Annotated in this window: 12 protein-coding genes; 5 read left to right on the top strand and 7 right to left on the bottom strand. The window is 46.0% G+C overall.

Features of this window, described 5'->3' with window-relative positions:
• Positions 1-7: 7 nt before the first annotated feature.
• Together AY607_RS02465 and dapB are read right to left on the bottom strand one after the other, a co-directional pair.
• On the bottom strand, positions 8-652 hold the full coding sequence (locus AY607_RS02465) for an START domain-containing protein (RefSeq protein ID WP_064101659.1): 645 nt from the start codon (positions 650-652) through the stop codon (positions 8-10).
• 56 nt (positions 653-708) lie between these two features.
• Positions 709-1530 carry a 4-hydroxy-tetrahydrodipicolinate reductase gene (gene dapB, locus AY607_RS02460; RefSeq protein WP_064096873.1) on the bottom strand — a complete coding sequence of 274 codons (822 nt, stop codon included), beginning with the start codon at positions 1528-1530 and terminating at the stop codon, positions 709-711.
• Positions 1531-2044: 514 nt separating this feature from the next.
• On the opposite strand from dapB, the gene AY607_RS02455 reads away from it, so the two are divergent.
• On the top strand, positions 2045-3268 hold the full coding sequence (locus AY607_RS02455; protein WP_064096872.1) for a glycosyltransferase family 32 protein: 1224 nt from the start codon (positions 2045-2047) through the stop codon (positions 3266-3268).
• 133 nt (positions 3269-3401) lie between these two features.
• On the opposite strand, the gene dnaJ is transcribed toward AY607_RS02455, so the two are convergent.
• The 4 genes from dnaJ to AY607_RS02435 all read right to left on the bottom strand — a co-directional run bounded on the left by dnaJ (position 3402) and on the right by AY607_RS02435 (position 9373).
• Entirely contained in the window at positions 3402-4514 is a 1113-nt protein-coding gene (gene dnaJ / locus AY607_RS02450) for a molecular chaperone DnaJ (protein WP_064096871.1), read from the bottom strand.
• A gap of 106 nt (positions 4515-4620) precedes the next feature.
• Positions 4621-4998: a hypothetical protein gene (locus AY607_RS02445; RefSeq protein WP_064096870.1), complete on the bottom strand. Its 378-nt coding sequence runs from the start codon at positions 4996-4998 to the stop codon at positions 4621-4623.
• Positions 4999-5129: 131 nt separating this feature from the next.
• Positions 5130-8267 carry an efflux RND transporter permease subunit gene (locus AY607_RS02440; RefSeq protein ID WP_064096869.1) on the bottom strand — a complete coding sequence of 1046 codons (3138 nt, stop codon included), beginning with the start codon at positions 8265-8267 and terminating at the stop codon, positions 5130-5132.
• Positions 8268-8269: 2 nt separating this feature from the next.
• Positions 8270-9373, bottom strand: a complete 1104-nt coding sequence (locus tag AY607_RS02435; RefSeq protein WP_064101658.1) for an efflux RND transporter periplasmic adaptor subunit — start codon at positions 9371-9373, stop codon at positions 8270-8272.
• A 148-nt stretch (positions 9374-9521) separates the two neighbouring features.
• Between AY607_RS02435 and AY607_RS02430 the strand changes: the two genes are divergently transcribed.
• The 4 genes from AY607_RS02430 to AY607_RS02415 all read left to right on the top strand — a co-directional run bounded on the left by AY607_RS02430 (position 9522) and on the right by AY607_RS02415 (position 15576).
• Complete coding sequence (locus tag AY607_RS02430) at positions 9522-10145, top strand: TetR/AcrR family transcriptional regulator (protein ID WP_064101733.1); 624 nt, start codon at positions 9522-9524, stop codon at positions 10143-10145.
• Between the two features lie 149 nt (positions 10146-10294).
• Entirely contained in the window at positions 10295-12979 is a 2685-nt protein-coding gene (gene ppc, locus AY607_RS02425; protein WP_064101657.1) for a phosphoenolpyruvate carboxylase, read from the top strand.
• Between the two features lie 297 nt (positions 12980-13276).
• Positions 13277-14572, top strand: a complete 1296-nt coding sequence (locus AY607_RS02420; protein WP_064096865.1) for a solute carrier family 23 protein — start codon at positions 13277-13279, stop codon at positions 14570-14572.
• 98 nt (positions 14573-14670) lie between these two features.
• Positions 14671-15576 (top strand): LysR family transcriptional regulator, encoded by a 906-nt coding sequence (locus AY607_RS02415; protein WP_064101656.1) that lies wholly within the window; start codon positions 14671-14673, stop codon positions 15574-15576.
• Here AY607_RS02415 and AY607_RS02410 read toward each other — a convergent pair.
• On the bottom strand, positions 15573-16310 hold the full coding sequence (locus AY607_RS02410) for a sulfite exporter TauE/SafE family protein (RefSeq protein WP_064101655.1): 738 nt from the start codon (positions 16308-16310) through the stop codon (positions 15573-15575). The two genes, AY607_RS02415 and AY607_RS02410, sit on opposite strands and share 4 nt — an antisense overlap.
• Positions 16311-16371 lie beyond the last annotated feature (61 nt).

The raw sequence follows: 16371 nt of genomic DNA, 5'->3' as shown, positions 1-16371 counted from the left end.
GTCTTTTTTATTGCAGGGCTTTAGGCAAGACCGCAATACTGGCAGGTTTGGCCAGTTCAGTCTTCATCTTTTGCAGCATCTGATAAGGCTGCTGTTGCACAAACATATTCACAAAAGTCAAAGGAATGGAACCTTCCGGATTGGCATAACCATAGGTTGAAACCTTGACCTGGTTATTGGCCAGTTTCTGAAAAGTCCAGTCCCCCTGATAATCGGTTAAACGCACATAATCCGGGTTTAAAGGATAACCACTTTGGATGGCTTTATTCTTGATGGTGATCTGGCCATTGGCTTCCTTGATCATCTTGCCCTGTACAATCAGGTCACGGTCTTTTAAGGGAAATGGAAAATCCAGCACCATATACAGGGTAAAGTCGCCTTTTTTATCATCACGGGACAGGATCTTGATGCTGCCCATATAGGGAACCCACTGTACGGCATGCTCGACATTTAGAATCAGGGACACGGCATTTTCAATGGGTGCGGTATAGGTGGTTTCAGCTTTATAGAGAAAGACCGGGTTTTGTTCATTCTGGTAGGTCCAGACCTTGATATTATTTTTATGAATACTGAGTTTAGGCGTCCCGACAGGCTTGGCCTGCGCAATGGCACCAAGCGCCACTGCACAGAGCAGGAAAATCATTTTTTGCATTTTTTATTCGTCTTATTTTAGTTTTAGATTTTTTTATAAATGATTTTAACTCGATTTTAAACCTGAATATCGTTAAAACCAAGCACGTCCTTCATATCATATTTACGCGCTTCACGGCCCACTACCCAGGCAGCAGCACGTACCGCACCAGAAGCAAAGTTCATGCGATTGGTGGCTTTATGGGTAATTTCCACACGCTCCCCGTCGGCAATAAACATTGCGGTATGTTCACCGACAATATCGCCACCACGAATGGTCTGGAAGCCAATGCTCTTACGCTCACGCGGACCAGTATGACCTTCACGGCAATATACCGCATCTTCTTTCAGGTTACGGCCTAAAGCACCCGCAATCGCCTCACCCCACATCAAAGCTGTACCCGATGGCGCATCGACTTTATGACGGTGATGTGCTTCAATCACTTCGATATCAACCGTATCACCAAACACCTTAGATGCCAGTTCAAGCAGTTTGATCGAGACGTTTACGCCCACTGAATAATTCGCTGCATAGACTACAGGGGTTTCCGTCGCAGATTGTTCCAGATAGGCTTTTTGCTCGTCATTCATACCCGTCGTACCAATCACGATGGCGACACCCGCTTCACGGCAGATTTTAAGATGATTGACGGTGGCTGCGGGTGCAGTGAAATCGATCACGACATCACAGTCTTTGACTACATCTGTAAGGCTACCCACGACCTTCACACCTGTTGCGCCAATTCCGGCAAGTTCGCCCGCATCAGCACCCAATAAGGTACTTTCAGGGCGTTCTACTGCAGCCGCCAATTGATAACCTGCTTCATGCACAGCCTGAATAAGGATACGCCCCATACGACCGCCTGCACCCAAAATCCCAATGCGTGGTGTAGCTGACATAACATAGTCCTGATGTTGATCCAAAATTGTTCTTACTATAACAAAACTCTGGAATAACACTAAGATGCATTGCATAAATTCAATAAAAATACTTTTTTACGAAACTCCCTGACAGTGAGCATGTCACAAAGCCGTTCTTATAGATACTTGCTACAGTTCCTGTTTCAATTGTGGCTGACCATGAAGCTCCCTGACAAAGGACTGAAAACAAGCGAATAGGAGAAAAATATAAAAAATTATGGTTCTCCATCATATTGATTATATTTATAAAAATTAATATATTGTATATAAAATAGTAAGTTGATTTTAGAAAAATTGATTACTTAGAACGTAATAATGAAGCTTTTTCCTCATATTTTTTAACTGCGTTTGGGGTTTTATAAGAGGAATAATTTATAATATAGTTTTTCTATTTCCAATAAAATTACTTATTTATCTATCCAACAAGACTCATTAATTATATTTGCAAGCTGAATATAATTTTATATAAATAAATGATATCCAGGGTTTAATTTTGAATAATATAAATTTAGTAGGTTTCCATGGTGGTATATTGGGCTATGACCTAGAGACCAGTTCATTAAAATGCTATAGGGATGGTATCCCGATTGGTATATATGAAGTACTGTTTGATGGAAAAAACATTTTTATTCAGCTAAATGATTCCAAGAAATATATATTCTTTCTAGAAAATAAATTTTCTTTAACTGATAATTTACAAGAAGTAAATCTGATCGTTCATCATCATGGATATCACCTTAATATAAAAATAGAAAATAAATATTTATCCTGCAGATCAGATCTCAATATTGTGAATGGCTCAGATAAACCTTTAGGATGGGAAGAATTCTATTTAAAATTTAATGATTATGTTGATACAACAGAAAAATTTCATTATTCAGATTTGTTTGAATACAATAAACTCACTCAACCCAAATCTATTGAAAAAAATATATGGTTATATTGGGATTCAAATCCTCCCCCGCTCATTAACAAAATAGTTAAAAAACTTGAAAATTTAAACCCGGGCTATGAGATTACCTTAATTAATAAAGACAATATAAGAGACTATACAGAATATGATTTATTTAAGGATGATATGAATCCTACTTTTCGGAGTGATTTATTAAGGCTTATTCTACTATACAATTATGGCGGTTTTTGGATTGATGCCTCCACTCTGACCAACACCTCGATCAATAACATTACTGGCTTAAATCAATATAATCAAACTCATTATGAACTTATTGGCTTTTATAGAAAATGTCATTTTATTCATGATCTGCCGTGTGTCGAATCCTGGTTCTTAGGTTCTCCAAAAGGTAGTTTTATCATTGGAAAGTGGTTAGAAGTTTTGCTAGAAGCCTTATATTCTTCACCCGAGGCACTTTTAGAAAAATTAAAACAAGATATTAACTTTGAAAAAATTAAAAATACCTATTCAGAAGGATCATTCCTCTATTTTCTAGCTTATTTATGCCAGCAGAAAGTCTTTATAGATTATAAACAATATATGAGTATTCAGGCATTCTGTGCAGATTATTCAGCTTTCTATTTTAAAGATAGACATGGCTGGTCTAATCCAGATCGATATATCAACTTGTTGTTTAGTAGAGAAAATGAAATCATTTTCTTGCCTAAAATCATTAAATTTACTAAGGGCGACCGGGATCTTTTTGAAAAAATCAGGGCAGAGAAAAGATTTAAAACCTATTCATATTTAGGAAACTATATCTAAAAATGGGGTTTGCCGGGATTGATAAGACTTGAGAATATGCAGGCCCTTCTGATTGAGAAACCTACAGCAGAATAAAATTTGCTATAAGCCATAAAAAAGGACGCCAAAGCGTCCTTTTTCTAGTTTCATTCCATTAATCGAATAAACGGTCAAAGAATGATTTTTTCTTCGGTGATGACTTGCTGTCGTCACCATCCATGGTTTCCTGGAGTTCTTTTAACAGTTCGCGCTGACGTGAACTTAAGTTGACTGGCGTTTCAACCACAATCCTGCACAGCAAATCGCCTTGCATACTGCTACGTACCGGCTTAACACCCTTACCGCGTAAACGGAACAGTTTACCAGTTTGCGTTCCTTCAGGAATTTTCAGGCTGACACGACCGTCGAGGGTCGGAATCTGAATTTCCTTGCCTAAGGCAGCATCCACGATCGAGACTGGAACATCCATATACAGATCGGCCCCATCACGCTGGAAGATTTCGTGCTCACGCACCACCACTTCTACGTACAAGTCACCAGGCTGGCCGTCACGGATCGCTTCACCTTTACCAGTCAAGCGTACACGGTCGCCATTATCTACCCCGGCAGGAATAGTCACTTCCAGAGTTTGCTGTCGGTCTACTACACCAGAACCATGACATTTATTACATGGGTTCTTGATGATTTTACCTTGACCACGACAGGTGCTACAGGTCTGCTGTACCGAGAAGAAACCTTGCTGCATACGCACCTGACCTGCACCATGACAGGTCGGACAGGTTTCTACATCGTTTGGATTTTTTGATCCCTTACCATCACAGGCATCACACGGTGCCGGTGCAGTAAAGGTAATGGTTTTCTTGACACCCTTAACTGCTTCTTCCAGGGTCAATTCCATCACATAGCGTAAGTCTGAACCACGGCGGGCACGTTGCTGGCTACGACCACCACCCCCAAAAGCACCACCGAAAATATCACCAAACTGACTGAAAATGTCTTCTGCGCTAAAACCGCCGCCGAAGCCACCACCGCCCATACCACCTTCAAAGGCCTGATGGCCCATACGGTCGTACATGCTACGTTTTTCACTATCAGACAGGACTTCATAAGCTTCTGAAGCTTCTTTGAATTTCTCTTCTGCTTCAGGATTTTCCGGGTTACGGTCTGGGTGATATTTCATCGCCAACTTACGGTAGGCTTTTTTGATTTCATCATCACTAGCGGTTTTAGCGACACCCAAAACCTCATAATAATCACGTTTAGCCATGTCTGGCGATGCTCCTCACGGAATTTCGTTTAATATTCAATTGAGGTTTAAAATTGGGGGTTAAACCTAGTTTTACAAGGGGAAATTTTAAAAAAATTATATGTTTTTAGAAGACTGCTTTGTTTTGCGAAAACTTGTAGATACCTTTAAACCAGGCATTGATCAGAAAAATAAAGGCAATAAAGCTGAAAATCACCCCGGTCACTACACAGGCTTTGACCCAGAGCTGGCTATCCCAGGCAAAGAAAAACAGTGGGATAAACCACAGCGAAGCAAAGATCGCCAAAATGGTATAAATCACGATATTACGCATGATCCATAGTGCCTGTGCCTGTAACCAGACTTCTGCATAATCGACCTGGGTGACTTTACGGGCAAACCAGTAGGCGAATAATCCACTAACCAGCGTAAATAAGGCCAAAAACATGAAGACATAAGCCATCGCTACGGAGCGTCGCATCTTGGTTAATGGAACTTGAGTCATGTTTGGATCAACCTCGTTACCATATTGGCAGTTCGGCCAATGCAGCAAATACTTATTTTTTTAAATTATAAAAATCTCAGGTGCTACTATATTGAAAATTTCATAATTTCGCACCTGAAATTATGACAAATTTAAACAGAATTTAAACTTTTTCTCACTTTAAACCACTGTGCATATAAGGCAGGCAGGAAAAACAGGGTTAATAGTGTGGCTACAATCAAACCTCCCATAATCGCCACTGCCATCGGCCCGAAGAAAATACTGCGGGACAAGGGAATCATGGCCAGCACCGCAGCCAGTGCGGTCAATACGATCGGACGACAACGGCGTACCGTGGCATTGATGATGGCATCCCACTGCGACTCTCCGGCCTGAATATCCTGCTCAATCTGGTCAATCAGAATGAGCGAGTTGCGCATGATCATTCCGGATAAGGCAATCGTCCCAAGCATCGCCACAAAACCGAAAGGTTTATTGAAAATTAACAGGAATAACACTACTCCGATAATGCCCAAAGGTGCAGTCAGGAACACAATAAAAGCCCGTGAGAAGCTCTTGAGCTGAATCATCAATAAAGTCATGACGACTGCGAGGAATAAAGGCATGCCGGCATTAACCGAGTTCTGTCCACGAGCCGATTCTTCAACTGTACCGCCCACTTGCAGCAGATAGCCATTCGGCAGCTCTGCCCGGATTTTTTCCAGTGGCTCTTTGAGTTCATTGACCACAGTAGCGGGTTGCAACTTGCTACGAATATCGGCACGTACGGTAATGGTCGGCAAGCGATTACGATGCCAGATCAGGCCTTCTTCAAAGCTGTATTCAATTTTGGCAAGCTGCGCCAAAGGTACCGATCTACCGGTTGCGGTCGGAACAGCCAGACTGGCTAAAGATGCTACCTCCACCCGTTCAGCCTGAGCACCACGCAAACGGATTTCAATCAGTTCACGTTTTTCACGGTACTGGTCAATGCCGGCCCCCAAAATCGAGCTGTTGAGTACATTGGCCAGTTCACTGCTGCTCACCCCAAGCTGACGGGCACGATCCTGATCAATCTGCAATTTGATGACTTTGCTCGGCTCTCCCCAGTCCAGATGCACATTGGTGGTATTCGGATTCTCACTCACGGTGGCAGCGACTTTCTGCGCCCATTCACGCACCAGCCCCAAGTCTTCCCCCGATACCCGGAACTGCAGTGGATAGCCCACAGGTGGACCATTTTCCAGCAAGGACACCCGGGTACGCACTTCCGGCAATAACCTGCGAATCTGGTCACTTAAGGATTTGCGGATTTCATTACGGTCTTCCAGCGATGAAGCCAATACCACAAACTGGGCAAAGCTGCTTTGCGGCAACTGCTGATCGAGCGGTAAATAGAAACGCGGCGATCCCATCCCGACATAAGCCACATAGTTATCAATGCCCTCTTGTTTCGATAAAAAGGCTTCGACTTTTTTTACTGCAGCTTCAGTGGCCTTCAGTGATGCACCTTCTTCAAGTTTCAGATCTATCAGAATTTCCGCCCGGTTCGAAGGCGGGAAAAACTGCTGCGGCACCAGCTTAAACATTAAAATAGACAGGATAAAAATTCCGACGGTGGCAGCAATGACAGTTTTACGATAGGTCACACAGGCATCGACCCAACGGCGAAAACCCTGATAAAACCGGGTTTCATAAGGGTCATAATGTTCACCGGCATGATGCACAATCGGCGCCGGTTCCGGCTGTTTGCGCAGACGTGCCCAGAGCCGCTGATACCACGGTGCTTTTTGAATTAAATCTTTGTTGAAATCCGGTAGAAGTTTATCGCCTAAATATGGCACAAACAGTACCGCGGCCAGCCAGGATACCAGCAATGCGATGGTCACTACCTGGAAAATCGAACGGGTATATTCCCCGGTACTCGAGGCTGCAGTGGCGATCGGCAGAAAACCGGCAGCGGTAATCAGGGTCCCGGTCAGCATCGGAAAAGCCGTGGTGCGCCAGGCATGCCCGGCCGCTTGTAAACGGCTATAACCCTGCTCCATTTTAATCGCCATCATTTCAATCGCGATAATGGCATCATCGACCAAAAGACCGAGGGCCAGAATCAGAGCCCCTAAGGAAATTTTATGCAGTCCGACATCAAACAGCTGCATACCGGCAAAGGTCATGGCCAGCACCAGCGGAATCGAGAAAGCCACCACCAGACCGGTCCGGAAACCGAGCGAGAAAAAACTGACCAGCAATACGATAATCACCGCTTCTGCCAGCACTTTCATAAATTCGTTAATACTGCGTTTAACTGCCACCGGCTGATCGGAGACTTTTTGCAGTTCCATGCCGAGTGGCAAGGTTTTTTGCAGGTGGGCAAACTCCTGTTCCAGATGTTTACCCAGTGCCAGAATATCCCCGCCCTTACGCATCGATACAGCAATACCAATGCCGTTTTCGCCCATAAAGCGCATCCGCGGTTGTGCCGGATCACTAAAGCCTCGATAGACTTCCGCGACATCCCCCAGCTGAATGGTTTTGCCATTGACCAGCAGCGGCATCTGTCTTAATTCTTCAACACTGTTTAATGCACCACTGACCCGCACCTGTATCCGGTCTGAACCAGTTTCAAAAAAACCAGACTGGGTGGTGGCATTTTGCTGCTGCAGGGCTTGCTGAATCGCCATCACTGGAACGCCCAGCTGGATGGCCTTGGTATTGGAAATTTCAATCCAGATTTTCTGGTCTTGCAGGCCAATCAGCTCAACTTTGGCAACATCTTTGACCCGTTGCAGTTGCAGCTGTAAGCGGTCGGCGTATTCCTTGAGGGTCGCATAGTCAAAATCTTTACCCTTGAGCACATAAATATTGCCAAAGGTATCGCCGAATTCATCATTAAAGAATGGACCTTGTATCCCTTGTGGCAATTCATGCCGGATATCGCCCACCTTCTTGCGCACGTTATACCAGACATCCGCGACATCTTTCGAAGCGAGGGAATCCTTGGCAACAAAAGTCACCATGGATTCACCCGGACGCGAATAGGCCATGATGCGATCATACTGTCCCGTGGTCATCAGTTCCTTTTCAATCCGGTCAGTGACCTGCAGGGATACTTCTTTGGCACTGGCACCCGGCCAATAGGTCTGGATCACCATGACTTTAAAGGTAAAAGGCGGATCTTCACTTTGCGACAGTTTGGAATAAGAGACGATGCCGATCAGACCCAGCAGGATCATAAAATACAGCACCAGACCTTTATTTTTTAAGGCCCATTCCGACAGGTTAAAGTTCATGCTTAACTCCCTGCCTGAATGGTCACACGACGGTTTTCACGATCAATCGGATTGATTTTTTGCTGGTTACGCAGCAGATGTACGCCGCCAATCACCACATAGTCTTCCGGCTTGAGGCCACTGAGTACAGGAACACTGTCCCGGCCATAGGCACCGAGCTGGACCGGGACTTTACGTAAGGTATGATCCGGCTGGACCACCATGACATAAGCCTGCTGATCCGTTGCCGAGACACTGGATAGCGGCACACTAAGCATATTATCGCGGCTGTGCTGAAAAAATACCCGGGCACTTTGTCCCAGCTGGATCTGGCCATTGCCTTCACGTAAGGAAACTTTAACCCGGAAGGTACGCGACTGGTCCGCTGCTGGTGAAATCTCACGAACAAAAGCGGCAAATTTTTCTTCAGGTTTGGACCATAATGTCACTGTAGCTGCCTGTCTAACCTTGATCTCCGAAATAGCCTGTTCCGGTACGCCAATTACCACTTCACGCTCACCGGCAATCGCCAGTTCATACGCCGCCTGCCCGGCAGCGACCACCTGACCTGTTTCAATATTGCGTGCAGTGATTACGCCGTTTCTGGTGGCAATCAGCTGATTATAAGCAGTCTGGTTTTTAGCGGTATCATAGTTGGATTGTGCCTGCTTCAGATTTGACAGGGCGGTCTTGTACTGGTTTCCGATCGCGTCATATTGTGAGCGGCTCACGGCATTGGATGGCAATAACTGCTTGAAACGTTGTAATTCATCCTGAGCAATCTTAGTGGCAGACTGCGCGCTTTCCAGCTGGGCACGTGCTGCATCCAGCTGCAGCTGGGCATCTTTGACATCCAGAGTTGCCAGCACCTGTCCGACTTTGACCTGGTCACCCACATCGGCGAAGCGCTGGGTCACCTGTCCAGCGACCCGAAATGCCAGCGCCGTTTGCTGACGTGCCTGCACATCACCGGCATAACTTTTTAATTCATGCTGTGAAGTAATGGGTGTGGCCACCATGACAAAGGGAACTTCCTGTTCTGCTGCAGCAGTATCTTTGCTGCACCCGCTTAAGGTCACGCTGCAAAGCACCACCATGCCAGCCAATACGCTGTAAATCCTGCTCATCTTATTCGCTCTTATCTGATCGTCTTTTTTAGGGCAAACTATGCTGATATATTGAATTGCTTGTTTTTTAATTAATATACCACCCGGTACACTAATTACAACTCAAGCTTCAAAGCAATGACCGTGTTGACTTTTTTTGGAAGAAATTGTGCAAATACCTGTAGGACGACCCAAGGATCTGGAAAAGCGTCAGCGCATCCTGAGTGTGGCCAAAGCGCTGTTTTTAGCGCATGGCTATCATGCCTCCAGCATGAACCAGATTGCACGTGAGGCAGGTGTGACCAAGCTGACGGTGTATAATCATTTTCAGGACAAGGCGACCCTGTTTAGCTGTGCGATTGAGGATACCTGTGAAGCCATTCTGCATGAACATCCTCAGCTCTTGCAGCCGAGCAGTGACTTTGTGCAGGAATTTTATCAGGCCTGTCAACGCGCTTTAAATATTATTCATTTACCAGAAGCGATCAAGCTGGACCTGCTACTGATGGAACTGGCCTCGCAGCAAAGTCCTCTGGCAGAACAGTTTTATCAGGCCTCGCATAGCAAACTGGATGCAGTCTGGAATGATTTTTTTACCCTGGCCCAGCAATACCGCTTTATTCAGATCGATCTTCCAGAAAAACAGACCGAGCTGATCGTATCCTTGCTGACCGGAACCCGTCATCAGAAAATCCTGCTGGGTCTCAGCCCTCCCCCTTCAAGCGCAGAACAGCAACAGATTATTAGCGAGGCCATTGAACTGTTTATGCTGAAATATGCCCTGCCGGATTAACTCCTTTCCTTCGGACTGATCATCGATCACCGTATATGGCCTAAAAGTTGCTAAAAAAGTAGCCAATGCTCTGCAACTTTTGTCTCTAGGGGACTTGGATTGTCATGCAGTCGCGGTATAGTCAAAGCATGCATGTGAGGGAATAAAAAATGATTCAACAGATTGATGCACCACTACGCGAAGACGTACGCTTACTGGGTAATTTGCTTGGGGAAACCTTAAAATTACATGCCGGGCAGGATTTGTTTAATCAGATCGAGCAGATCCGTGCCCTGTCCAAAGGCGCTCGCGATGGACAGGTCGAAGCAGAAAAACAACTGGAACAGCTGTTTTTGAGTCTGGAAGATGCCGAAATCCTGCCGCTGACCCGTGCCTTTACCCACTTTTTAAACTTTGCCAATATTGCCGAACAATATCATGTGGTACGTCGTCGCCGTCAGAGCGAGTTTGATGACACTGCAGAATCGCCCAATCCTCTGGTGCCTTTATTTGAAAAATTTAAACAGCAGGAAATTTCTGCCGATACGCTGTATCAGCAAATCTGTGAACTGAAAATTGAACTGGTCCTGACCGCGCATCCCACAGAAGTCAGCCGCCGTACTCTGATTCAAAAATATGATGGCATCAACACTGCCCTGTCCAAATTCGACCAGCAGAAACTGACTCCACGTGAACGTCAGGCAGTTCTGGCCGATCTGAAACAGCTGATCAGCTCTGCCTGGCAAACCGATGAAATCCGTCAGCATCGCCCGACTCCGATCGATGAAGCCAAATGGGGTTTTACCACCATTGAACAGACCCTGTGGAATGCAGTCCCGAAATTTATCCGCGAACTAAATGGCATGGTGCAAGCGCAATGTGGCCAGAACCTGCCCTTAGATGTCGCACCAGTACGTTTTGCCTCCTGGATGGGTGGTGACCGCGACGGCAATCCAAATGTCACTCACACCGTCACTCAGGAAGTACTGTGGCTGTCACGCTGGAAAGCAGCCGACCTTTATGTACGCGATATTGAAAACCTGCGCTGGGAACTGTCCATTCAGCAATGCAGTCCGGAAATTTCCGAAGCCTTGGGCCAGCCCCATCCAGAACCCTATCGTGAATATTTACGTGACACCCGTACCCGCCTGAAAGCGACGCGGCACTGGCTGGCAGAAAAATTAAAAGGCAATGATGCCGATGACAGTCTGGTGATTAAAAGTAAAGACGAACTTTTACAACCGCTCCTGACCTGTTACCGCTCGCTGATGGACTGCAATCTGGCTGAAATTGCCAATGGCAGCCTGCTGGACTTTATTTACCGGGTCAACAGTTTTGGGATCGAACTACTGAAACTGGATATCCGTCAGGAATCTGGGCGTCACCGTCAGGCGATTTCAGCCATTACTGAATATTTGGGACTGGGGAATTTTGAAACCTGGACCGAACAGGCCCGTCAAAACTTTTTACTGCAGGAATTGCAAAGCAAGCGTCCGTTACTGCCTAAACATCTGAATGAACCGGCCGGCAGCCTGATTGAACATCCGGATGTACAGGAAGTCTTTGCCACCATGCGCACACTGGCAGAACAGCCGAGCGAGTCTCTGGGTGCCTATATTATTTCCATGGCAGAATATCCAAGTGATGTCTTGGCGGTACTGCTGTTACAAAAAGAAGCCGGCATCGAGCAGGCCTTACGGGTGGTTCCTCTGTTTGAAACCTTGAAAGATCTGGATGGTGCAGCCGCAACCATGTCGACCCTGTTCAATATGCACTGGTACAAACAGCATATTCAGGGCAAACATGAAGTCATGATTGGCTATTCGGATTCTGCCAAGGATGCCGGTTTTATGTCAGCCAACTGGGCGCAGTATCGTGCCCAGGAAGAACTGACCGCAGTTGCCCAGCAACATGACGTGCAATTGACCCTGTTTCATGGTCGTGGCGGTTCAATCAGCCGTGGTGGTGCGCCCACCCAGCAAGCCTTGTTCTCTCAGCCACCGGGTTCTATTTCCGGTACGATCCGGGTGACTGAACAGGGTGAAATGATCCGCTTTAAATTCGGGCTGGAAGAAATCGCGCTGCAAAATCTGGAAATTTATACCGCTGCAACCCTGGAAGCGACACTGCTCCCGCCACCTGAGCCAAAACCGGAATGGCGCGACCTGATGCATCAAATGACCGAACTGTCGGTTCAGGTCTATCGCCAGACCGTACGGGAAAATCCGCATTTTGTAAAATACCTGCGTACCGTTACCCCTGAGCTTGAACTGCAGATGCTGCCTCTGGGTTCACGCCCCGCCAAACGTAAAGTCAGTGGCGGGATTGAATCCCTACGTGCGATTCCCTGGGTATTTGCCTGGACCCAGATCCGCCTGATGCTGCCTGCCTGGCTCGGTACCGGTGCTGCACTGAATGAAGTCCTGGATCAGGGACAGCGTACTGTACTCGATGAGATGCTGGCCGAGTGGCCATATTTCCAGACCCTGATTGATATGCTGGAAATGGTACTTTCTAAAGCCGATGCCCATGTGGCACTTTATTACGAATCGCATCTGACCCAGGATGAAGATCTGAAAATTCTGGGGACAGCGTTACGCCAGCGTTTGCAGGATGCCGTACAAACCCTGTTAACCTTGAAAGGTGAATCGAAACTTCTGAGCAGCAACGGCGTACTGGATCAGTCCATGAAGGTGCGTAAACCGTATCTGTTACCCTTGCACTTGCTGCAAGCCGAACTGATGAAACGTCGCCGTTTATATCTTGAACAGCAACAGGCCGAAAACACCCCGGTGGATCATGCGCTGATGGTCAGTATTGCCGGAATTGCGGCCGGTTTACGCAATACCGGTTGATTTTCTGACTTCAATTTAAAGCACATCTATACGATGTGCTTTTTTATTGACCAGTCAATAGCTACAAAAAGCTTTATTTATATATCAAATTAAAATTAGTTATAGAAGTTGAATATGAATTGTTCGGGAATTAATCTACTGATTTAACTTTAGTTTTAATTTCAAAAACTTTTACCGCACGGTAAAATATTAAATAAAGTCATAGAATTAATTTGAACAAAATTTTTGTTCTGGTAATTAAATCTTGAAAAAAACAAGAGTATGATGTGCACAATTTATCTTTCGAGTGCTCATTTTATGTCCAATTGGTTTCCCAAATGGCGCCCTTACGAGGGTAGTATCGATGCACGACCAGTAGGTACCGCAGAGTATTTACCGCCTGCCCAAACCCTGATCCTAGGGGTACAACATGCTTTTGCCATGTTTGGTGCAACGGTACTGGCACCATTTTTGATGGGCTTTGACCCAAATCTGGCAATTTTAATGTCAGGGATCTGTACCATTCTGTTCTTTCTGATCACAGGTGGCCGGGTTCCAAGTTATCTAGGTTCAAGCTTTGCTTTTATTGGGGTGGTGATCGCAGCAACCGGTTATGCGGGTGGTGGCGGACTCAATCCGAATATTGGTGCTGCAGCCGGCGGTATCATTGCCTGTGGTATCTTCTATGCGCTGATGGGCTTTCTGGTCATGGCGACGGGCACCCGCTGGATTGAAAAGCTGATGCCCCCGGTGGTGACCGGTGCCGTGGTGATGATCATTGGCCTGAATCTTGCCCCCGTTACGGTGAAAAGCGTGATGGGCAATACCTTTAATATGTGGATGTCCCTGGTCACCGTCCTGTGCATGGGTTCAATTGCCGTATTTACCCGTGGCTTGTTACAGCGTCTGCTCTTGCTGATTGGCCTGCTCCTAGCCTATCTGATCTATTTTGTACTCAGCAATGTCATGGGCTATGGCACGCCCATCAACTTCCTTCCCGTGCAACAAGCTGCCTGGTTCGGTTTACCAACTTTCCACGCACCGACCTTTGAATTAAACGCCATGCTGATTATTGCACCGATTGCACTGATTCTGGTGGCTGAAAATCTGGGGCATATTAAAGCTGTAAGTGCAATGACCGGTGAAAATCTGGATCCATATATTGGTAAAGCCTTTGTTGCAGATGGCGTTGCCACGACGCTGGCCGGTAGTGTGGGTGCGCCGGGTATGACCACCTATGGTGAAAACATCGGTGTAATGGCCGTCACCCGGGTCTACTCGACCATCATCTTTGCCGTCGCGGGTGTCTTTGCCGTGTTTCTGGGGTTATCGCCAAAGTTTGGTGCAATTATTCACACGATTCCAACAGCGATTCTGACGGGTGCTTCGATTGTGGTGTTTGGTCTGATTACCATTGCCGGTGCCAAAATCTGGATTGAAAACAAGGTTGATTTCTCGCAGAACAAAAACCTGATGGTAGCCGCGGTGACCATTATTCTGGGTACAGGTGATTTTGCCCTGACCTTTGGCAGCTTCAATCTGGGTGGGATTGGTACCGCAACTTTCGCTGCCCTTCTATTGAACTGGTTCTTTGGTCTGGCCGATAAAAAATAATTCTCAGACTTAATTTTTCAAGCAGCCACATGGCTGCTTTTTTTATAGCACAAGAATTGTTTAAGATAAGGCTGATCTTTTGTGTGAGCATCCTGCCGATGCGTCTGGATTTTTTTGATTTAGATCTTTTTCTCAATATTGTCGAAACAGGTAGTCTGACCAAAGGTGCTGAACGCTCTGCCATTTCCCTGCAAGCGGTCAGTGAGCGGATTAAAAAGCTGGAACAACACTATCAGGTCAGTCTGTTTACCCGTCATTCAGGCGGGGTGAAACTGACTTGTGCAGGACAGGTCTTTGCTGATCATGCTCAAGTGCTCTTGCAACAGGGACACCAACTGTCTCAGGCCATGGCCAGCTTTGGCGAGGAACTGAACGCCAACATCAGTTTATGGTGTAATTCCTCAGCACAGAGCGAATACCTGCCCTTACTGCTGCCACAATATCTGGTTAAAAATTCCCATATCCAGATTGATTTAAAAGAAGCAGAAAGCAATGACATCATTACAGCTTTAAACAACGGTACTGCCAAACTCGGACTAATCTCGAGCTTTTTCCCTGCATTTGAATTACAGACACTGGAATTTGCAGATGATCCTTTGGTCCTGATCTGTCCGGAACAGCATGATTTAAGTCACATTCAGACATTAACATTAGCAGACTGTTTAAATTACCCCTTTGTCGGTTTGATGCAATATCACTCATTACAGCAGTCGATTGAAACCCAGGCCCGTTTGCTGAACTGTGAGATTCAATACCGCCTGCGTTTACCGAATTTTGCAGCGGTTGCCCAAGTCGTGGCCAATAGTGTTGGCATTGCCATCATGCCAAAACGCGCCGCGCAACGTCTGGCAAAATTATATGCATTTAGGCAAATCAAGCTGGATGGGGATTGGGCTAACCGCAAACTGTTATTGGCCGCAAAAAATTTTGATGAACTCAATACGACTTATCGGCACTTCAGCCAGTTTTTAGTTTCTGCAGATCTACAAAAAATTCTGGATTAAATCCAGCCGAATTGATGCAGCATCATATAACTGCCCAGGACCATCAGGCCAATAAAAAATACCGTCCGGAATTTCTGTTCAGGAATACGATAGCGGATTTTCTTGCCGAACCACATCCCGATCAGCGCAGGAATGAGTGCAATCGCTGACATCGTATAATCGGTCGGTATATCTTCAACAGGATTTTGATGCAGAAAGATGGCCAGACATATAGTTGAGGTGGTAAATACCAAGCCTAAAGCCTGGACCAGATCGTCACGTTTTAAATGTAAAGTCTGTAAATAAGGCACGACTGGAATTACGATGACACCGGTCGCCACGGTCAAGGCACCGCCCAGATAACCCATCATCGGAGAGAGCCATGTTTCATGCCGGCTCAAATCTGGCATTGTTCTAGCGTATAGACCGTAGAGACCATACAGGGCCAGCATTCCTCCCAAGAGGGCTTCACTATGAAATTCAGCATGACCTAAAGTCGGAAAAATACTCCATACTGAACCTATGATGATACCGGTCAGCAGTAGCCAGAAACGGCGGATTAATTGCAGGACATGGCCTTCGGCAAATAACTGCCAGAAATTGGTTAGCAGTGAAGGTACGATCAGTAAGGTCGCGGCCTGAAAAGGACTCATAAATATGGTCAGCAAACCCATAGATACTGCAGGCAGACCTAAACCAATCGTGCCTTTAATCATGCCAGCCAGAGCAAAAACAGCAATAACAAAAGCAATCATCCGATAGCCCTAAATTTATTTAGAACCATGTTATAGCTATTGCTGATAGAGAAAAATCAGG

The sequence above is a fragment of the Acinetobacter sp. SFA genome, from assembly GCF_001647535.1.
Lineage (GTDB): Bacteria > Pseudomonadota > Gammaproteobacteria > Pseudomonadales > Moraxellaceae > Acinetobacter > Acinetobacter pecorum.
Note: the sequence above shows the minus strand (reverse complement) of the source record. Positions and strands in the feature narration are given on the sequence as shown.